Origin of the sequence: Streptococcus sp., assembly GCF_019414905.1 — a bacterium.
Taxonomy (GTDB): Bacteria; Bacillota; Bacilli; order Lactobacillales; family Streptococcaceae; genus Streptococcus.
In genome coordinates this window covers 1-19,992 of record NZ_DXLC01000101.1, presented here as the reverse complement: position 1 = coordinate 19,992, position 19,992 = coordinate 1, and the positions used below count along the sequence as shown (strand labels likewise).

27 protein-coding genes and 1 pseudogene are annotated in these 19,992 nt (G+C 38.8%); 24 read left to right on the top strand and 4 right to left on the bottom strand.

Features of this window, described 5'->3' with window-relative positions:
- Positions 1-144 precede the first annotated feature (144 nt).
- From QZ359_RS03105 to QZ359_RS03000, 22 genes and pseudogenes are all read left to right on the top strand, one after another.
- The gene (locus QZ359_RS03105) at positions 145-330 is read left to right on the top strand and encodes a hypothetical protein (protein ID WP_000909284.1); all 186 of its coding nucleotides are present in this window, start codon (positions 145-147) and stop codon (positions 328-330) included.
- Between the two features lie 225 nt (positions 331-555).
- The gene (locus tag QZ359_RS03100; protein WP_261070738.1) at positions 556-1,158 is read left to right on the top strand and encodes a Rha family transcriptional regulator; all 603 of its coding nucleotides are present in this window, start codon (positions 556-558) and stop codon (positions 1,156-1,158) included.
- Between the two features lie 11 nt (positions 1,159-1,169).
- A complete protein-coding gene (locus QZ359_RS03095; protein ID WP_261070739.1) occupies positions 1,170-1,430 on the top strand; it encodes a hypothetical protein in 261 nt (86 codons plus the stop codon).
- Positions 1,431-1,754: 324 nt separating this feature from the next.
- Positions 1,755-2,060, top strand: a complete 306-nt coding sequence (locus QZ359_RS03090) for a hypothetical protein (protein WP_261070740.1) — start codon at positions 1,755-1,757, stop codon at positions 2,058-2,060.
- Positions 2,020-2,220, top strand: a complete 201-nt coding sequence (locus tag QZ359_RS03085; RefSeq protein ID WP_261070762.1) for a hypothetical protein — start codon at positions 2,020-2,022, stop codon at positions 2,218-2,220. The genes QZ359_RS03090 and QZ359_RS03085 overlap by 41 nt, the downstream gene beginning before the upstream one ends.
- Position 2,221: 1 nt before the next feature.
- A complete protein-coding gene (locus tag QZ359_RS03080; RefSeq protein ID WP_261070741.1) occupies positions 2,222-2,431 on the top strand; it encodes a hypothetical protein in 210 nt (69 codons plus the stop codon).
- A 1-nt stretch (position 2,432) separates the two neighbouring features.
- On the top strand, positions 2,433-2,705 hold the full coding sequence (locus QZ359_RS03075) for a hypothetical protein (protein WP_061419259.1): 273 nt from the start codon (positions 2,433-2,435) through the stop codon (positions 2,703-2,705).
- Entirely contained in the window at positions 2,692-3,549 is an 858-nt protein-coding gene (locus tag QZ359_RS03070) for a conserved phage C-terminal domain-containing protein (RefSeq protein WP_261070742.1), read from the top strand. The genes QZ359_RS03075 and QZ359_RS03070 overlap by 14 nt, the downstream gene beginning before the upstream one ends.
- An 11-nt stretch (positions 3,550-3,560) precedes the next feature.
- Positions 3,561-4,406, top strand: a complete 846-nt coding sequence (locus QZ359_RS03065; RefSeq protein ID WP_261070743.1) for an ATP-binding protein — start codon at positions 3,561-3,563, stop codon at positions 4,404-4,406.
- 5 nt (positions 4,407-4,411) lie between these two features.
- Positions 4,412-4,567, top strand: coding sequence for a hypothetical protein (locus QZ359_RS03060; RefSeq protein WP_261070744.1), 156 nt, complete (start codon positions 4,412-4,414; stop codon positions 4,565-4,567).
- Between the two features lie 88 nt (positions 4,568-4,655).
- On the top strand, positions 4,656-4,850 hold the full coding sequence (locus QZ359_RS03055; protein WP_261070745.1) for a hypothetical protein: 195 nt from the start codon (positions 4,656-4,658) through the stop codon (positions 4,848-4,850).
- A 69-nt stretch (positions 4,851-4,919) separates the two neighbouring features.
- On the top strand, positions 4,920-5,786 hold the full coding sequence (locus QZ359_RS03050; protein ID WP_293959329.1) for a phage major capsid protein: 867 nt from the start codon (positions 4,920-4,922) through the stop codon (positions 5,784-5,786).
- Between the two features lie 10 nt (positions 5,787-5,796).
- Positions 5,797-6,345: a hypothetical protein gene (locus QZ359_RS03045; RefSeq protein ID WP_261070747.1), complete on the top strand. Its 549-nt coding sequence runs from the start codon at positions 5,797-5,799 to the stop codon at positions 6,343-6,345.
- 358 nt (positions 6,346-6,703) lie between these two features.
- Entirely contained in the window at positions 6,704-7,114 is a 411-nt protein-coding gene (locus tag QZ359_RS03040) for a DUF722 domain-containing protein (RefSeq protein WP_261070748.1), read from the top strand.
- A gap of 372 nt (positions 7,115-7,486) precedes the next feature.
- Positions 7,487-8,083 (top strand): hypothetical protein, encoded by a 597-nt coding sequence (locus QZ359_RS03035; protein WP_261070749.1) that lies wholly within the window; start codon positions 7,487-7,489, stop codon positions 8,081-8,083.
- On the top strand, positions 8,073-8,339 hold the full coding sequence (locus QZ359_RS03030; RefSeq protein ID WP_261070750.1) for a hypothetical protein: 267 nt from the start codon (positions 8,073-8,075) through the stop codon (positions 8,337-8,339). Before QZ359_RS03035 ends, QZ359_RS03030 begins: the two co-directional genes overlap by 11 nt.
- Positions 8,339-8,794 carry a protein-export chaperone SecB gene (locus tag QZ359_RS03025; RefSeq protein ID WP_261070751.1) on the top strand — a complete coding sequence of 152 codons (456 nt, stop codon included), beginning with the start codon at positions 8,339-8,341 and terminating at the stop codon, positions 8,792-8,794. Before QZ359_RS03030 ends, QZ359_RS03025 begins: the two co-directional genes overlap by 1 nt.
- A 306-nt stretch (positions 8,795-9,100) precedes the next feature.
- Positions 9,101-9,559, top strand: a complete 459-nt coding sequence (locus QZ359_RS03020) for a CtsR family transcriptional regulator (protein WP_033687596.1) — start codon at positions 9,101-9,103, stop codon at positions 9,557-9,559.
- A gap of 1 nt (position 9,560) precedes the next feature.
- Positions 9,561-11,993, top strand: a complete 2,433-nt coding sequence (locus tag QZ359_RS03015) for an ATP-dependent Clp protease ATP-binding subunit (protein WP_293959280.1) — start codon at positions 9,561-9,563, stop codon at positions 11,991-11,993.
- A 146-nt stretch (positions 11,994-12,139) separates the two neighbouring features.
- Positions 12,140-13,194: pseudogene (locus tag QZ359_RS03010) on the top strand (AAA family ATPase).
- A 9-nt stretch (positions 13,195-13,203) separates the two neighbouring features.
- On the top strand, positions 13,204-13,983 hold the full coding sequence (gene pnuC / locus QZ359_RS03005) for a nicotinamide riboside transporter PnuC (protein WP_033687592.1): 780 nt from the start codon (positions 13,204-13,206) through the stop codon (positions 13,981-13,983).
- 1 nt (position 13,984) lies between these two features.
- Entirely contained in the window at positions 13,985-14,758 is a 774-nt protein-coding gene (locus tag QZ359_RS03000) for an NUDIX hydrolase (RefSeq protein ID WP_033687591.1), read from the top strand.
- Between the two features lie 53 nt (positions 14,759-14,811).
- Here the strand turns inward: QZ359_RS03000 and QZ359_RS02995 are convergent, their stop codons facing one another.
- Positions 14,812-15,042: a hypothetical protein gene (locus tag QZ359_RS02995; RefSeq protein WP_153193814.1), complete on the bottom strand. Its 231-nt coding sequence runs from the start codon at positions 15,040-15,042 to the stop codon at positions 14,812-14,814.
- Between the two features lie 284 nt (positions 15,043-15,326).
- Between QZ359_RS02995 and QZ359_RS02990 the strand changes: the two genes are divergently transcribed.
- On the top strand, positions 15,327-16,019 hold the full coding sequence (locus QZ359_RS02990) for a hypothetical protein (protein WP_293959326.1): 693 nt from the start codon (positions 15,327-15,329) through the stop codon (positions 16,017-16,019).
- Positions 16,020-16,094: 75 nt separating this feature from the next.
- On the opposite strand, the gene QZ359_RS02985 is transcribed toward QZ359_RS02990, so the two are convergent.
- Genes QZ359_RS02985 through hslO form a run of 3 tightly spaced genes read right to left on the bottom strand, consistent with a single transcriptional unit; the run spans position 16,095 to position 18,481 of the window.
- Complete coding sequence (locus QZ359_RS02985) at positions 16,095-16,640, bottom strand: cysteine hydrolase family protein (protein ID WP_293959267.1); 546 nt, start codon at positions 16,638-16,640, stop codon at positions 16,095-16,097.
- 1 nt (position 16,641) lies between these two features.
- Complete coding sequence (gene dusB, locus QZ359_RS02980) at positions 16,642-17,622, bottom strand: tRNA dihydrouridine synthase DusB (protein ID WP_000183308.1); 981 nt, start codon at positions 17,620-17,622, stop codon at positions 16,642-16,644.
- Positions 17,609-18,481 carry an Hsp33 family molecular chaperone HslO gene (gene hslO, locus QZ359_RS02975; protein ID WP_000357854.1) on the bottom strand — a complete coding sequence of 291 codons (873 nt, stop codon included), beginning with the start codon at positions 18,479-18,481 and terminating at the stop codon, positions 17,609-17,611. Before hslO ends, dusB begins: the two co-directional genes overlap by 14 nt.
- Positions 18,482-18,645: 164 nt before the next feature.
- On the opposite strand from hslO, the gene QZ359_RS02970 reads away from it, so the two are divergent.
- Positions 18,646-19,992, top strand: a 1,347-nt coding sequence (locus tag QZ359_RS02970; RefSeq protein WP_293959257.1) for a helix-turn-helix domain-containing protein, incomplete at its 3' end; no start/stop codon positions are given.

Genomic DNA, 19,992 nt, shown 5'->3' with positions numbered 1-19,992 from the left:
CATTTTATCACCTCAGTTAAATTATAACCGCTAAAAAAACTTTTGTAAAGTTTTTATTTATTTTCTCTTGACAGGTAAAGAAAAACATTATATACTTGGTCTAAGTAAAGATAAACTTTACAAATAAGAAAGGAGGGAACTGTATTGCTTATCACCTCAACACAAGCAAAAGCAATTCGCCGAAAGCAAGCGGACAAGAATTTGACTGCTAAAAGAGCCAGCGAGGAAATTGGAGTGAATCCAATTACTTACAGGAAAATCCGAGACGGAGGCGAAGTAAAGCCTAGCATTTACCAAAAAGCCATGCAGTGGCTTGCTGAAGATTATTAGAAAGGAGCGAACCAATCGTAATACTACTCTACATTTATAGATTTCTCATGTGGTGCTTTACCACTGGAGATTGATAAACGGATCTAGCTAAATATTTGCTTGCTACCTATAGCAGTATCAAGGGTTTGTAGGGGTTCATATTCTCCGATTTTACCCTACTTTAATGCTTTACCTTGGTACTGTTTTAGGTGGCAAGCACTGACAAAAGAAGAAAGGAGCGAACCAATGGAATTGGTTTACATGGACGGCAAGAAAGAGCCGTATACACTGAGCAGTATTGTGGCTGAGTGTGCAGAAGTTAAACACAGACATTTAAAGATTTTGCTGAATAAGCACCGAGAGGACTTTGAAAGCTTCGGAAAGGTGCAATTTAAAATTTCACCTTCAGAAAGTGGGCAAAATGTACGGGACTATATTTTGAATGAGCAGCAAGCAACCTTGCTGATCACTTATCTAAAGAATACCGAACCAGTACGGCAATTCAAAATGAACCTAGTCAAAGCATTCTTTGAAATGCGTGATGAACTTTCTAAACGCTATCTTCAAAGGGAACTGGAAAAGCCAAAGCGCAAGACCTTAACCGAAGCTATCAAATCATGGGAGAAAGCGCCCAAGCATGCCTATAGTACACTTACAAACTTACTGCTAAAGGGAGCGACTGGGAAAAACAAGTCCCAACTCATGCAAGAGCGAGAAAGTGGAAACGGTATTGACAGTTTAACAAGTGATGAACTGACAAACTACCAACGTTTGGAAGATATGGCAATAGCCATGATTAACTTGAATAGGGGGTATTCAGAAATTAAGGAATTAATTTTTAAAGTATAGGAGTATAGAAAATGGAAAATGAATTTAAGACAGTTACAAATGCCAAAGGGTTAGAAATTCCTAAGTATTCCAAGGATTTTAAAAAGCTAGTTGAGAAAGACAGACAACTAGCCGAATATCTTTGTATAAACTACGAGAACTTGGACAGTGAAGACCTGGGCGCATTTCTTGAAATGGTGAAGCAGGGATTCAGCTGGATTCTGGATCTTATCGATAGTAAAGATTTGATTTATAAACCACAGTCGGGTAGTAATCATGCAAAAAGAAAATAAAAAAATCACTTGCTCAAATTTTAGACGAGGCGAGCAAGCGACACAATTCAGAGTATAGAAAATTTTTCTATGCTTTGATTATAGCAAAAAATATCTATTCTATCAAATACATAAAGAAAAACCGAAGTGCAGGCAAGCAATTAGAAAAGGTTTTGAAAAACGAGTGCTGACACGGCGACTATAAGCACTTGTTTAGCAAAAATGTGGGTGATTACCCACGAAACATCACTACATGCGTCAGCCAACTTGGGGCAAACGCCCAGCGTTTGGAGTGGTGCTAATCGTGTATAGGAAACAGGCAAGAAAAAGGCACAGGAAAACAATATGACATTAAATATAAAGGAAATTCAAGAGCAAGGGGGCAGACTTGGAGATGTGCTTCCCAGAATTGAATTAGTTAGACAGTTGAGCAATTGGCTGATAATGGCGAAAAATAACGGAGTAGATACTGATATCTTATCTGGACAGATGACAGAGGGCTTAGGCGTTATTCGTGACCAGATGGAACAACTCTATAGAGAGTTGGACGGGATTGCAGTTTATCTCCTTAATTGTGAGAATTTTGAAGAATTGGGGTACAAGTCAGATGATAACACCAGATATAAGAAAAATGACACAAGCAGAATTTGATAACTTCATGGCTGATTTAAAGGTAAACGATCCGAATTTTTTTCAGTTTATCGTTGATTTTATCAATAAAAAAGTAACCATTCAAGAAGTTGAAGCTTTCAAAAAGATGGAGCCTGAAGTGCAACAGTTATATATCAAGAATTACAAAGCGAGGGCATAGTATGAATGAACTAGATTTAAGCAATACACAGGCGCTTATTTTTACCGTGATTTTGATTAGCTTTCTAATTTACCTAAACCATCGAGACCGCAAAAAGAGCGCCCAAATCGAGCGAGAAAGTACACAGACGATACAAACGACTAGCGAGGAATTAAGCCCTGATTATGGGCGATATATTCAGCTTGCAGGGGTTAAGCCATGGGGGTACTAAGATGTTTGAAAAAATGATTGAAGATTTAAAGTCTAAGATTTTGGAAGCAGTGGAACGGTATTTAAAAAGCCATGAGAAAGTACCTCAAAAAAGATTAGATTTGATCAGCAAGGTGGAACTAAAGGAAGAACTGGGCATAGGAGATAAAACCTTAACAAAATGGGAAGGCGCGGGACTGCCACAGTATATACCGCCTATTGAAGATACTAGAAAAGCGTATTATAAAATCTCAGACGTTTTAAAGTTTTTGGGGGTAGATGATGGCAAAGACTAAAATATATTTTTGGTTAAAAGTTGATAAGAAGTTTTTTGATAATCTTTTTATTAAACGACTTAAAAATATGCCTGGTGGCTACACTATGACAGTGATTTATATCCGTCTTATGTTGGAAAGTTTAGAAGATGATTGTATTTTGTACTATGAAGGATATTTTGATAATTTGGTACAGGAGCTAGCCTTAAAATTGGATGTGTCCGAGGATGATATAAATATGACAGTTGCATATTTTACAAAATGCGGACTGATTCAGATAGACGATGATGGACATGCTACATTATCGCAAGCAAAAGCCATGGTTGAGAGTGAAACAAACTGGGCAAAATACAAGCGAGAACAAAGAAAAAATAGTCAAGATATACCAAAATTGGAGAATGTCCAAAATAAAAAGACTATTTCCAACTCATGTCCAACAGAGATAGAGATAGATAAAGAGTCAGATAAAGAGTTATATAAAGAATATATATTGTCAGGTAAACCTGACTTTACTTTCCCAAATTGGTTAACTCCGAGAATGATTGAGGAAATAACCAAAGGACATCCTGAGAAGTATTTAATAAGAATCCCTCTAGCTTATCTGAATCATACAGTAGGGAAAAATTATAAATATTTGGACAAAAACTTGAAGCCGATAATGGCACGATTCAAAGAAGGCTATACACTGGAAGATTTTAAACAGGTGATAGATATTAAAACGGCAGAATGGAAGTATAGTCCTGAATTTTCTAAATATCTGAGACCTGAAACACTTTTTGGATCTAAGTTTGACGGTTATTTGAATCAAAAGCCTAAAACCATAAGAGGGAAGTCTGAAGATAACTTCCCAGACCTACCATTTTAGGAGTTGCAAAGATGAAGGAACAATTTAAAGAATTTAATAACAGAAAGATATCGGATAAGGTTTGCGATATTCACCAGGTCAATTATTGGGAAATTTCTGTACCGGTTTTAGGGAGTTCAGAAAGAAAAGTACAAGCTTTTTGCCCGGAGTGTGTGAAGGGAGAGATTAAACAAAAAGAGCAAGACTTGTTACAGCAGTTTGAGGACAGCCAGGCTTACTTTAAAACGTATGATGTCTTAATGCGTGATAGTACAATTCCTAAAGAGTTAAAAGGAGCGACATTTGATAATTTCTTTGTTAAGACGACAGAGGAGCGTCAGATGTTAGAGTTTGTAAAAGGTCAAGCCCAGAAGTACCTTGCAGGTATGACGGGAAATACTTTAATCAGCGGTAGCACAGGAATTGGAAAAAGTCATTTATCTCTTGCATTGGCTAAAGAAATCAATGAAAGTTTCAGAGAGAAGAACGAGCCTAAGAGTGTCTTATTTGTCAGCTTAACCGAGATTATCAAGCAGATAAAAGAAGGCTGGGCTTATGGAAGAAATGCAAACTTAACAGAGTATGAGGCAGTTAAAAAGCTTGTTGATGTAGATTTTCTAATTATTGATGACCTCGGGGCAAAAAACGGAACAATAACTCCTAAGAGCGATTGGGAACAGGATTTCTTGTTTGATATTATCAATAATCGAGAAACTACGATTTTCAACACGAACCTAGATAGCAGTGAATTGCGAACGGTTTACAATGCTAGAAACTCAAGTAGAATTTTGAAAGGTTTAGAGGGGAACACTTTTAAGGCTTTCACAATCAAAGATAAGCGATATACGATTAACACAGTGAGGAGAGAGAAAGGTTAATAGATATGGATGAAATGAATTTTTCAACAGAAAAAGGCTTTATTGTCTACGAAAAATGTGGTATAATAGAGATAGAAAAAGTTCCAAGGTTTGGAGAGATAACTTTAGTCTACTCAGATGGGAAATTTACTCATCTAGTCAAAAAAGAAACTAAAAAATAAGTCTATTGAGAACAACTCAGGGGCATACCGTAAGCATATGATGCTAGTGGTATGCCCTTTTTGCTTGAGAAGAAAGGGGGTGAAGAAGATGACGGTAGATACTTCATTAGGGTATGTGGTAGCTAGTAAGTTTTCTATTGATCCAGAAAAAAGACAGAAAATATTTTCAAAATGTAAAAATGAAGATAGCAGTTTAGAAAGTGGGAAACACGAAATACTGGAGAAATATGCTGACGAAAATAAAGAATCAACAGCTAGAAAAAATGATTTTAAAAGCTCGTAGAGTTCTAAAAGAAAAGCTAAGAGCTAAGAACTTTAGAAAAAATTATAAACAACGAGGAGCAATAAAGAGATAAAGGAGTATAAAATGGCTAAAAAATTTAGTTTGGTAGAAAAATATGTAAGAAGCAGAGGAATGGGTATTGATGATGAAAAATCAAAAACAGGTTTAATATTATCACAAGATATAACAAGTATCTATGACGTTCCTGAAGAAGGAAAAGAATTAGTGGATCTTGTTAATGTGATTGAGTATACGGGTACTGGTGGAACATATGAAACTGTAGGTTTTGACGATGAACATCTATCAGAACTTGAATCAGAAGATTTTAGATCTAGTAAAAGTGTAGAACTTAGAAAAAAACAGATTAGAACCAAGTTTGAACACAAGACATTTTCAGGACGTATTGCCTTATCGTCTGAACAAGTTGATGATGGAGAATATAATATATCAGACTTCTTAAGTAACAAAATTACCCGTCTTTGTCGTAAAACTCGTAATATTGAAATTGGAAAAATTCTAAAAGAAGCACCTGAAAAAAATGTTTCTAATTTTGATGAATTGAAAGATACAATAAACGATTTGAATCCTGAACGTCATAATACTCTTGTATTAAGTCAGTCACTATTTAAGTTTTTAGATAAAGAGAAATCTAGCGATGGAAATTATATTTTAAAAATTAACAAGAAGGAACGATACTCAGAAAACTTATACGTCGATGATGTTATTGTTGTATCTGATGAAGTACTAGGAGTAAAAGGCGATAAAGTTGCTTTTGTTGGGGATTTGTACAATTTTGCTACTTTATTTGAAAGAAATAAGAATAGCTTACGGTGGGTAAGTGAATCCGTTATTTATGGAATGAGTTTAATGCTTTATACTCGTTTCGTTGTGAAGAAAATTGAAACGGATTGTGCTTTCTTTATAAAATGGAATTAGGAGATAGGGGATGGATATTAGGGAAGTATTATCAACATTAGAAAATCTTGATGATAAAAAAGATAAGATTGCAAAAGCAAGAACAAAGTTGGAAGAAAAAAGAAAAACAATTACTGGAGAGAAGAAGATTTCTTTTGATAGTATTGACTCTTTCTTTGAGGATAATGCTACTTCTTTAGAACAAATTACTAAAATGAGTGAATCAATCAATCTTTTAGAGAAAGAGTATGATGATTATTTCTGGGAGGCAAAGGCAGCGATATTTGAATATATCTTTAAAGAGACTAAGCGAAGAGCTGAAGAAAAGAAAATCTATAAACGTTACCAGAAGAAACTTAGAATAATTTTAGATGCCTACGATGAAATTCAAGCACTAAAGAAAGATGTAGAAGAAATACATAAAGGAGTAGTTGGAGAAATAACACAGGAGCATTCTCTTGCACTATATCGGACAGAAGTAAATCCAACAGGTATTCTTCCATTCCTAAATCCTGATATCAGTGGACATATGAATTTTTCTAAGGAATATCGGGACATTAAAGAGTATTTAGAAAAATAGGGAACAAATTAAGTAAGGCTAGTGATATATGGCTCAAACAAAAGAAATATCGCTAGTCCTACTTTTATGCTTTACTAAGTTTCACATAACAAAGTAAGCATAAACTGAAAAGAAGTAATAGCTTGAAAGCAAGGTATATCAGGGGTTTACAGAATGGAGTGAGTTTCACAGAATGTAAGATAAGAGAAACTGGGGAATAAATTAGAGGGATACTTCTTTAAATTGTCATATTGAAGAGTTGTCAAACTTAAAACAATGATAGCTGGTAAGTGGAGCGTTGAAAGGCTTTTAAGCTTTTTGTCAGTTTGACAGAATGCAAGATAAGAAAATTTTAAAATTGAAATGGGAGTACTTGACTATGTATGAACTGAGTAACAGAGACTTGAACGAGATTGATAATGAATTAGAAAGATATAGAACGATTGCTAATAAAATTTACTTGAGAAGACAAGAGTTGATACATAATAAGAAACATGGAAATGAAACGTATATTAGATCTCAGAGTAAGAAAGTTTCAAGTCCTACTGAAGATACTATAATTAGAATTGAAGAAGATTTAACCTTAAGATATCTGGAAGGTTTTAAATTAATTGTAGATACCTTGATGGAAAATCTGATTGATACTGATCTAGTCATCTTTAAAATGAGATTTTTAGAAGCTGGTGTGACTTGGGAAGACGTGGCAGAGAAACTAAATAAAACTACTCGTTATATAAATAGTCGAAGAAAAGTAATCGCTAAAAGATTTATAGAACTGAAAGGATATTGACTCCCCCCACGTTGAAAAAATTTTTTTGAATACTTTGGGAACCGGTGAAGGGAACTTTTTCCAAGTCGGAGCACTTCAGACAAAAAGGGGGTAAAAAGTTGTTAGATTACAAGATAACGTCTAACTTTTTGCTATCGTTTATATTGAGTTATGAGATATGTGTTTTGAAGTCTAACTTTAATTTGAAAATAATTCAAAAATAGAATTGTATATCTCTAATAAATTTTAAGAAAAAAAGAAAAATCTCAAATAAATAGCAAAAAATACGAACATATAATTGACATGTGTTACTAAATGTAATATGATATGTATGATACGTTATGTACTAAACTGATTCATAATGTATCATATTGCTCACATGGGAGGCATTCTATGGAGGGGTACCATGGAACAAAGCCTGAATCGGTTAATGATATTTTACAACAACAACATTTTGAGTGCACTCCATTTGAAATAACAGGTGATTGGGTGGTTAAAAGTGACCAAAGTTTACCGAATGACTTAGGAGTAGGATTGTACATGTTTGTTGATGATTCGTTGAATGGATTTCAAGGCTTGGAAAATGCAAAACAGTACGCTCGGGTATATAGGAATAGTAATAAAAAAATAGGTGTTATAAAGTTTAAAATAAATAGTGACAACTTAACTATTTTAGATTTAAATAATCCTAAAACGACTAAAGTTTTTAATGAATACAAAAACCAATATTATCAAGTGTTAAAAAATTCATTAGGTGGTTTTAAACGTAATAAATCATTTCACAGGTATAATCTTGATGGAGTGTTTTTAGAACATTTATTGTGTTACAATCCACCATATAATGAGGTGGATGCTGTAACGTGTAAAACATACACTCCACCAACTCCAGACAAGCCTCTTTCGAATGTTCCTAATGGGAAAGAGATTTGTTTAAGAACACTTACGTTAATTGATTGGATGGTTACAGAGGAGAAATATAGTGGCTATTAAAGAAATTGTTCTAGATGAATCAATTCTTGATTTAGATTCATGGTTGCCTAAAGAAGCTATAGACCAAGTTGTTCAAGCTATTTTATATCAAGAAAAATTAGAGTTAAAGAGCTTATTTGAATGCAATCTACCATATTTTACGGAAAGTTCGGTAAAAAATGTAAAAGCGGAGTTCCGTGACTTTGTTGGGTACGCAGATAGTTATAATAGTAATAAAAGCGCCTATAAGGTGCAAGCAAAGGATATGGCAGCATAATGGCAATTATTAAATTTGAAGATTATGTAGTTGATAAGTCGGTTTATGAAACTAATCTAGATTTTGAAAATAGTAGAGAAGATGGACGTTTAGTAGTTCCAATTAAATTTTCTGCTGAAATTGGAGTTGATAAGACTCAAGAGAAATCCTATGTTATTATTAACGTAAATTTAGGTCAATCAACAAATCCTGAGGAGATACCTAATATTCCATTTACATGTGAAGTATCTATTAGGGGGCTATATAGTTATTCTTCTTCTGACTTTGAAAACGAAGAGGAATTGAAAAATGTTCTAGGAGGGAATGCTGTAGCTATACTATATCCGTATGTGCGAACATATATTTCCACTTTAACAAATCTTTCAAATCAATTTCCTTCATATACACTTCCTGTAATGAATTTTGCGGAAACAATTAAAGACAACAATTTAATTACTTATGTAGGTTTTGATTAATTATTTGTAAATAAAAAAGATAGGTGTTAATGTGCTGATATCTATCTTTTTATGTAGTATTAAAAAAGCACGTTTGATCGTGCTAGTTTCTTGCCTGCTGAACTCGTCAATATTACGCCCTTTTAGGGCTCTTTTTTGTGGACTTTTTTAGGAACTTTCAAGAAAAACTAAGGCTATTTAATGCCTAAATGATTTTAAAGAAAGTCAGTATTTTCAAGGGATGAGCTCTAAAAATTTGACTTATAGAGTGTTAAATGATAGTATAGTCAAAGATAGTCAAGGTTTAAAGAGAGAGGTGGGTTTGTAATGAGATTTAAAAATACATCGGATCATATTGAGGCCTACATCAAGGCGATTTTAGATCAATCTGGAATTGTGGAGTTGCAACGGAGTCAGTTGGCAGATACTTTTCAGGTTGTTCCCAGTCAGATTAACTATGTGATCAAGACACGCTTTACGGAAAGTAGAGGCTACTTGGTTGAAAGTAAGCGTGGTGGCGGAGGCTACATTCGTATAGGACGGATTGAGTTTTCTAGTCATCATGAAATGCTCAAGGAGCTGCTTTACTCAATTGGTGAGCGGGTCAGTCAAGAAATTTATGAGGATATTCTACAGCTTTTGGTTGAGCAGGAATTGATGACCAAGCAAGAGATGAATTTGCTGGTAGCAGTAGCTTTGGATCGCGTTCTAGGAGAAGAAGCTCCAGTTGTTCGAGCAAACATGCTAAGACAGGTCATACAAGAGGTAGATAGAAAAGGGAAGTAAGATGAACTATTCAAAAGCATTGAATGAATGTATCGAAAGTGCCTACATGGTGGCTGGCCATTTTGGAGCTCGTTACCTAGAGTCTTGGCACTTGTTGATTGCCATGTCCAATCATAGTTATAGTGTGGCAGGGGCAACTTTAAATGATTATCCATATGAGATGGACCGTTTAGAAGAGGTGGCTTTGGAACTGACTGAAATGGACTATAGCCAGGATGAAACCTTTACGGAATTGCCGTTTTCTCATCGTTTGCAGGTTCTCTTTGATGAAGCAGAATATGTAGCGTCAGTGGTCCATGCTAAGGTGCTAGGGACAGAGCACCTCCTTTATGCGATTTTGCATGATGGCAATGCCTTGGCGACTCGTATCTTGGAAAGGGCTGGTTTTTCTTATGAAGACAAGAAAGATCAGGTCAAGATTGCTGCCCTACGTCGAAATCTAGAAGAACGTGCAGGCTGGACTCGTGAAGACCTCAAGGCTCTACGCCAACGCCATCGTACAGTAGCTGACAAGCAAAATTCTATGGCCAATATGATGGGCATGCCCCAGACTCCGAGCGGAGGTCTCGAGGACTATACGCATGATTTGACAGAGCAAGCGCGTTCTGGCAAGTTAGAACCAGTCATCGGTCGGGACAAGGAAATCTCGCGTATGATTCAAATATTGAGCCGGAAGACTAAGAACAATCCTGTCTTGGTTGGAGATGCGGGTGTCGGGAAAACAGCTCTGGCGCTTGGTCTTGCCCAGCGTATTGCTAGTGGGGATGTACCTGCGGAAATGGCTAAGATGCGCGTGTTAGAGCTTGATTTGATGAATGTCGTTGCAGGGACACGCTTCCGTGGTGACTTTGAAGAACGCATGAACAATATCATCAAGGATATTGAAGAAGATGGCCAAGTCATCCTCTTTATCGATGAACTTCACACTATCATGGGTTCTGGGAGTGGGATTGACTCAACTCTAGATGCGGCCAATATCTTGAAGCCAGCCTTGGCGCGTGGAACTTTGAGAACGGTTGGTGCGACTACTCAGGAAGAATACCAAAAACATATCGAAAAAGATGCAGCCCTTTCTCGTCGTTTCGCCAAAGTGACGATTGAAGAGCCAAGTGTGGCAGACAGCATGACCATTTTGCAAGGCTTGAAAGCGACCTATGAGAAGCATCACCGTGTGCAAATCACAGATGAAGCGGTTGAAACAGCCGTCAAGATGGCTCATCGTTACCTGACCAGTCGCCATTTGCCAGACTCTGCTATTGATCTCTTGGATGAAGCAGCAGCAACAGTGCAAAATAAGGCTAAGCATGTAAAAGCAGACGATTCTGGTTTGAGTCCAGCTGACAAGGCCTTGATGGATGGTAAGTGGAAACAGGCAGCTCAGCTAATCGAAAAAGAAGAGGAAGTGCCTGTTTATAAAGACTTGGTGATAGAGTCTGATATTTTGACCACCTTGAGTCGCTTGTCAGGTATCCCCGTTCAAAAACTGACTCAGACTGATGCTAAGAAATACCTGAATCTGGAAGCTGAATTGCATAAACGTGTCATAGGGCAAGATCAGGCTGTCTCTAGTATTAGCCGTGCGATTCGCCGCAATCAGTCAGGGATTCGCAGTCACAAGCGTCCGATTGGCTCCTTTATGTTCTTAGGGCCTACAGGCGTCGGAAAAACTGAATTAGCCAAGGCTCTGGCAGAAGTTCTTTTTGACGACGAATCAGCTCTTATCCGCTTTGATATGAGTGAGTATATGGAGAAATTTGCAGCCAGTCGTCTCAACGGAGCTCCTCCAGGCTATGTGGGGTATGAAGAAGGTGGGGAGTTAACTGAGAAGGTTCGCAACAAACCATACTCCGTTCTCCTCTTTGACGAGGTAGAGAAGGCCCACCCAGATATCTTTAATGTTCTCTTGCAGGTTCTGGATGACGGTGTCTTGACCGATAGCAAGGGCCGCAAGGTCGACTTTTCAAATACCATTATCATCATGACGTCAAACCTTGGTGCGACAGCCCTTCGTGATGATAAGACTGTTGGCTTTGGGGCCAAGGACATTCGTTTTGACCAGGAAAATATGGAAAAACGCATGTTTGAAGAGTTGAAAAAGGCTTATAGACCTGAGTTTATCAACCGTATTGATGAAAAGGTGGTCTTCCATAGCCTGTCTAGCGACCATATGCAGGAAGTGGTGAAGATTATGGTCAAACCTTTAGTGGCAAGTTTGGCTGAAAAAGGCATTGACTTGAAATTACAAGCTTCCGCACTGAAATTGTTGGCAAATCAAGGATATGACCCAGAGATGGGAGCTCGTCCACTTCGCAGAACCCTGCAAACAGAAGTGGAAGACAAGTTGGCAGAACTTCTTCTCAAGGGAGAATTAGAGGCAGGCAGCACACTTAAAATTGGTGTTAAAGCAGGCCAGTTAAAATTTGATATTGCATAAAAATGGAGAATCAGGAGTAATCTTGATTCTTTTTTCGCAATGTTTTTATAAAAAATGATAAAAAACTATTGACAAAACAAAAATATAGTTTATAATAAAAACATAGATAATGAAAATATCAAAAAATATAAAAAGGCAATAGGTTTATGAAAAAGAAAACAGCAGTGGTATTTGGAACCTTTGCTCCGCTTCATCAAGGTCATATCGATCTGATCCAGCGAGCGAAGCGACAGTGTGACCGGGTCTGGGTTGTCGTTTCAGGCTATGAGGGAGATAGAGGGGAGCAGGTAGGCTTAACGCTTCAAAAAAGATTTCGCTATATCCGAGAGGCCTTTGGTGATGACGAGTTGACCTTGGTTTGTTAGATGAAACCAATCTTCCTCGTTACCCTATGGGCTGGCAGGAGTGGTTGGAGCAAATGTTAGAGGATATTTTCTATGATGAAACCCAGCAAGAACTAATCTTCTTTGTGGGAGAGGCAGACTACCAGCAAGAATTATCAAATCGTGGCTTTGAGACTGTCTTGCAAGAAAGAAAGTTTGGTATCTCAGCTACTATGATTCGAGAAAATCCAAGCAAGTATTGGAAATATATCGCTCAACCTTTCCGTCGTCAGTTTACAAAGAAAGTGTTGATTATGGGAAGTGCTAGCAATGGGAAGACCACTCTGGCCAAGGATTTGGCTAGGTATTACGATGCACCAGTTAGTTTGGAATACGCACGTGAGTACCAGATCAAAAACAATGTCCGCGACGATGAATTGACTCCAAAGGATTACTACTATCTCCTTTTAGGGCAGTATGACCAGACCTCTAAGTTAATCGATAGCAATGCCAATCGAGGTCTAGTGATAGCCGATACCAACTCCTTAGTAACCAAGGGCTACTATGATTATTACATGGAGACTGAGGACCAAGGGGATTTATCAGGAGAGACTTTTGATAATCTCTTTGCCTCAATCTTAGCTAAGGAAAAATGGGACTTGATTCTCTTTGTGCAGCCTGTCGGCTCCTATGTCAATGACGGATTTAGAGATATGACTATGGCAGAAGACCATATTCGCCATAGTTTTTCCCAGCATTTGGACCAGATGAGGGAGCGCTACTTAGCAAACATTCCACTAGTTTATCTAGCTGAGGATTATCTAGGAAATTATGAAGCAGCAAAAGTGGCTATTGATGCCATTTACCAAACAGATTAGGAGACAATTATGAAAAAACTAACTGAAAAAATCACACAATTTATCGAAAACTTTAAAAATGTCCATGCAGAAGCCCGCAAGATCGGTTTTGCAGGAATCATGAACCTGCTCTGGAAAGATCTCTTTGTCGGCCGTAGCCTCTTCCAGTGGTTGTATCTCATCGTCCTGTCAAGTGTTCCCTTGATCTTGGAATTCACGCAAAATACAGAAAGTCATGACTGGATGAGCTTGTTTGCATCTTGGACTGGGATTGTCTGTGTTATCTTGGTAGCAGAAGGGCGTGCAAGCAATTATCTCTTTGGGGCCATTAACTCTGCTATCTATTTGATTTTGGCCATGAATGCGACTTTTTATGGCGAAGTCTTGACGACCGTTTACTTCTTTGTCATGCAGCCGATTGGCCTCTATGCTTGGCTGTCCAACCGTATTAATGACCAAGGAAAAGCAGAAGAATCTCATTTTGAAGCTAAGAAATTATCTATTTTTGACTGGCTCAAGTACTTGGTCTTGACTGCTATCATCTGGATTGGTATGGGCTTAGCTTACCAAAGTATCCATAGTGCTCGCCCTTTCCGTGATAGTGTTACCGATGCGACTAATGGTGTAGGTCAGCTCTTGATGACACGTCTCTACCGTGAGCAATGGATTTTCTGGATTGCAACCAATCTTTTTAGTATCTACCTCTGGTGGGGTGAAAATATCCATATCCAAGGGATGTACTGGGTTTACACACTCAATAGTCTAGTAGGTTGGTACCAATGGACCAAGGCAGTTCGTAAGGAGGCATAAAATGGCGGACACGATGATTCCAGCAGGGATGACGGAAAAAGAATTTTTTGAAGTTCATGCAAGTCAGGAAGAGTTTTTAGACTGGTACTACAAGCAGGAACTCCCTCAATACGAAAAACCAAGTGTGACGGTGGATATGGTAGCCTACTGCTTTGTCGAAGGAAAGATCAAGCTCTTATTAATTCGTCGCAAGGCTCACCCTTATCAAAATTGTTTGGCTCTGGTTGGAGGATTTATGGACAAGGGCGAAGATGCTGCGCATGCCTGTCAGCGTGAGGTGAGAGAAGAAGTCAATCTCGATCTTCCTTTGGAAAAAATCGAGCAATTGATGACCGTATCGACTCCCGGCCGTGACCCACGGGGCTGGACAGTGACCATTGCCCACTTGGTTTATTTGCCTAGTCGTGCATTAGAACTTGTTCAAGCAGGAGACGATGCCAAGGATGTGGTTTTTGTAGATGTCGATTTTCAGACAGGCAAGTGCTTCTCAAAGGGAGTAGAGTTGGAGGATCAAGCCTTCGCTTTTGACCATTATGCCATTATCCAAGAATCCATCAAACGAATCCAAGGCCGTCTAGACTGGAACCCAACCTTCCTCTATCTGCTAGAGGAGGAGTTCACTGTCTACGAAGGGACTGAACTGGTCAATCTCATCAACCCCGGTCGTCCAATCGTCAGCAATAACTTTCTCGTAAAATACGGAGAATATGTAGAAGAAGTCGGACTCAAACGAGTACCTAAAAAGAAACCAAGAAAAACCTATCGATTGAAATAAAAAACGAGGTCGGGAAAAAGCTCCCGACTTCTTTATTTGCTGTTGCGACTGTTTTAGGGATGGCTATCTTTCTTAGAATTACTCAACATGTGAGTAAAGAAGTCTTTGTATCGATACTTGAGATAGTTCTCATGTAAAAATAACAAAGATATATAGAAAATCATAAAAACTGTAGTCAGATAAAACACATCAAATGCAGTTCGCGCATAGTAAGTGGCTGATTGATAAGAGCCAATAGCTGCCACAATCAACCAAGGAAGATACTTGTAATACTTATTTAGCATAAGAATGCACCTCCTATATTCTATTTCAACGTTATTATATTCCTTTGTACTTAAAGATGAAAGCGATTACACAAAAACAAATTCAAATTTTTAATAGGAAAATCTCCTGTTTTTCTGTTTTATTACGAATAGAAGAGTAGGAGGAGTAAATGTATCTAAATTATGTGAGATTTTTAAAATAGTTTAGATAAATTATTGACATATTTAAATCTGAATGTTACAATAATATTACAAAAAGATTTCATTATATTTCTAAAACATTACAAAGGAGTAGAAAAATGAAAATGAAAAAGAAAACCTATATCAAATTGATGGCAGCAACTGTATTGGCTTCTACCTTGCTGTTAGGAGCTTGTGGAAATAAAAAGGAAACAACTCAAGCAAGCAGTTCTGCTAAGACAAGCCAATCATCAAGCTCTAAAGCAGCTTCTGCTAGCAAAGAAAGCAAGACTCAGAAGTCCTCAAGTTCAGCTTCATCTGAAAAGGCCAAGGCGTCTACTGATCAATCTTCAGCAACTGCAACGCCATCACAAGCGGCACCAGAACAAAGACAAGGTCAAGAAGTGGCTAATCAACAGGTAGCTAGTCAACAAACTCCTGCTCAGGCTCCTTCAACTCAACAAGCTCCTCAAGCCCAGTCTAACCAATCAAGCTATAATCCTACAACTGACCGCAAACTTCAAGACAAACAAGCAGAGCAAAATAAACGCTACAAGGGTGTTTTAACCATGGTAGATGGTGATTTTTCAGCTGCAGCGGGCAATTGGAAGGGAGCCAATGGCGAAACCATCACAGTTTCATCAGGTGGCCAATTTACAGTAGAATCTGCTGATGGAAAGAAAGAAAATTATTCTATCAAAGGATATTCTTACACTCTTGACGATGGTAAGTATAATGCCAAAATTGGTGGAGGAAAAGTCATCCAAATTACAACAGGAGCGGAGGGTAAGGTTTCCAGTGTTGCTTTGAGTCAATAATAGCTCTCAGTATTTGAATTTTTACAATCAAAGAAAATCCGTCAGCTCAATAAGAGTTGACGGATTCTTTTATACTTATACTTGGGTTAAAAATTCTTCTGTAGTAAGAATTTGAGCAAACTCATCTTGTAGAGAAAGGAGATTAATCTCATGGATAGTCTCAGGAGAGATGGTCTGACCGTTTTTGTTAGATAGAGTAAAACTGGCAGTGGCATCTGCTAGTAAAGTGACTTTAAAACCAAGATTTGCTGCCATTCGTGTCGTAGTAGATACACAATGAGGCAGGGTCAAACCAACAACGACTAAATGACAAATCTGATTTGTTCGTAAATATGTTTCAAGATTTGTTCCAATAAAGGCGCTATTAACCGTTTTTTGAAAGACAGATTCTGAAGCAAATGGTTCAAATCCACTTTTAAACACCTGATTTTGTTTGTTATGAAATTGTGACTGAGGATTGTCAGATATGTGTTGAACATGTAAGACTGGAAGAGAGTGTTTACGAAAGTATGCCAGTAATCTCAATGCTTGATGTTCAGCTTGAGGGTTATTTCGTTCTCCCCAGATAGGGTTATCAAATGCTTTTTGCATATCGATAACCAGTAGAGCAGTATGAACCATTTTAAGCCTTATCCAACTGCAAGAGAGCCTCAATCTCTGCCAGAGTGCTAGCTTGTGAAATGGCTCCACGGAGTTTGGCTGCGCCAGATGTTCCACGGAGGTAGTGAGGAGCGAGGCCACGGAATTCACGAACTGCTACGTTTTCCCCTTTGAGGTTAATCAAACGTTTCAAGTGTTCGTAGGCGATTTTCATCTTGTCTTCAAAGGTTAAATCAGGGAGGATTTCTCCTGTTTCAAAGTAATGGTTGATTTGGTTGAAGAGGTAAGGATTTCCCATGGCAGCGCGGCCAATCATAACTGCGTCAGCACCAACTTCTTCGATACGCTGTTTGGCTTCTTGGACCGTACGGATATCACCGTTGGCGATGAAGGGAATCTTGGTCAAAGCTTGAGCGACCTTGTGAAGGGTCTCAAGGTCTGCGTGACCTGTATACATTTGCTCACGGGTACGGCCATGCATGGCGAGGGCAGAAACGCCTGCAGCCTCAGCAGCGAGGGCATTTTCTACTGCTAGAGATGGGTCAGCCCAGCCGGTACGCATCTTGACAGTAAGTGGAATATCAAGGACAGACTGGACCTTGTTGATGATCGAGTAAATCTTGTCTGGATCCTTGAGCCACATAGCACCAGCTTCGTTCTTCACGATTTTGTTAACAGGGCAGCCCATGTTGATATCCACGATATCGGTTTTGGTGTTTTCTTGGATGAATTCTGCTGCGCGTGCTAGGCTGTCTTCATCACTACCAAAGAGTTGGATAGAGACAGGGTTTTCGCCTTCGTCAATATGAAGCATGTGCAGGGTTTTTTCGTTGTTGTATTGGATTCCCTTGTCAGAGACCATTTCCATGACAACGAGTCCAGCTCCGAGCTCTTTTGCAATAGTACGAAAGGCTGAGTTGGTCACGCCAGCCATGGGTGCTAAAACGGTACGATTGGGAATCTCAACATTGCCAATCATAAAAGGTGTATTAAGATTTGTCACGAATGAGTTCCTCCAGGTCGTTTTCATCAAAGTTATAGGTAGTTTGGCAGAATTGACAAGTGATTTCTGCTCCGTGGTCTTCCTCTTTCATTTCCTGTAAGTCTGAGCTTGGAAGGCTAGCAAGAGCGTTCATAAAGCGTTCATGGCTACAGTCACATTGGAAACGGATTTCTTCTTCAGAAAGACGCTTGTAGGCCTCGTCACCGTAGATTGCCTTGAGGAGGGCTTCGATATGGTCTTCGCTTTCGAGAAGGGTTGAGATAGCTGGCATTTCTTGGATGCGTTTTTCAAAGCGAGCAATCTCTTCTTCCTTGGCTCCTGGCAAGACTTGGACTAGGAAACCACCTGCAACCTTGACCTTGTCTTCCTCGTCCAAAAGGACATTGAGGCCGACTGCTGAAGGGGTTTGTTGGCTTTCGGTCAGGTAAAAGGCCAGGTCTTCACCGATTTCCCCAGAGATGAGGGGAGTCATAGAGTTGTAAGGATTTCCAGTACCGTAGTCTGTGATAACGAGGAATTGACCATTTCCAACAAAAGGTCCAACTAGGACTTCACCAGTTGCAGTCTTTTTGATGTCAACACCAGGATTTTGAACGTAGCCTTTGACGTTCCCCTTGGTATCAGCAACGGTGATGATAGCACCTAGAGAGCTAGATCCCAGTACCTTCACTGTTAGTTTGGTATTTCCTTTTTCATTGGCTGCGAGAATCTGGCTAGCGATAAGAGTTCGACCAAGCGCTACAGTTGAGCTAGCTTGGGTTTGATGTTTTTCTTGAGCAGTGCGGACGGTTTCAGTGCTATCAAGGACAAAAGCACGAAAGGCTCCGCTTTCTGATATTGTTTTAATAATTTTATCCATAGCTACTATTTTAGCATAAAAATGCCCAAAGGGGGAGCCGTGTGTTTGCTGATTTTTAGGATAATGGACCAGGAAATCAGCATGAAAATAAAAAGAGAAACAGATTATTTCAGCATTTGTAAGATTTATGCTATGCTTAAGGTAGAAAATGAAAGGGGTAACAAATGTATTTAGGAGACTTGATGGAAAAGGCTGAATCGGGCCAATTTTCAATCCTTTCCTTTCTATTACAAGAGTCTCAGACGACCGTCAAGTCTGTAATGGAGGAAACAGGATTTTCAAAAGCAACCCTAACTAAATATGTCACTCTGCTCAATGATAAGGCTTTGGACAGTGGTTTAGATCTGAACATCTCCTTAGAAGATGAAAATTTGCGTCTGTCAATCGGTGCAGCTACCAAGGGGAGAGATATCCGGAGCTTGTTTTTGGAGAATGCTGTTAAATACCAGATTTTGGTTTATCTTCTCTACCACCAACAGTTTTTAGCCCACCAGCTGGCTCACGAATTGATGATTAGCGAGGCTACGCTTGGTCGCCATTTGGCAAGTTTAAATCAGATTTTGTCAGAATTTGATTTATCTATTCAAAATGGACGTTGGCGAGGTCCAGAGCATCAGATTCGCTATTTCTATTTCTGTCTTTTCCGCAAGGTCTGGTCTAGTCAGGAGTGGGAAGGTCACATGCAGAAACCAGAGAGAAAGCAGGAGATTGCTACACTAGAAGAAATTTGCGGTGCGAGTTTGTCTTCGGGGCAGAAGTTGGACTTGATTCTCTGGTCTCACATCAGTCAGCAACGTCTTCGGGTCAATGCTTGTCAGTTTCAGGTAATAGAAGAGAAAATGCGAGGGTACTTTGACAATATTTTTTACCTTCGTTTGCTGAGGAAGGCTCCGTCCTTTTTTGCTGGGCAACACCTTCCTCTAGGAACTGAGGATGGGGAGATGATGATTTTCTTCTCTTTCCTCCTATCTCATCGCATTCTTCCTCTTCATACTATGGAATATATCCTTGGTTTTGGAGGGCAGTTGGCCGATTTGCTGACACAGTTGATTCAAGAAATGAAGAAGGAGGAGTTGCTGGGTGATTATACAGAGGATCACGTTACCTATGAACTCAGTCAGCTTTGTGCTCAAGTCTATCTCTATAAGGGCTATATTTTACAGGACCGCTACAAGTACCAGTTGGAGAATCGTCATCCTTATTTTTTGATGGAACATGATTTTAGGGGAACGGCAGAGGAGATTTTTCATGCCTTGCCTGCCTTTCAGCAGGGGACGGATTTGGATAAGAAAATTCTCTGGGAATGGCTTCAGTTGATGGAATATATGGCAGAAAATGGTGGTCAGCATATGCGGATTGGTCTGGATTTGACATCTGGTTTTCTTGTCTTTTCAAGGATGGCAGCCATTTTAAAACGGTATTTGGAATACAATCGTTTTATTACCATTGAAGCCTATGACCGAACTCGACATTATGATTTGCTGGTTACCAATAACCCCATTCATAAGAAG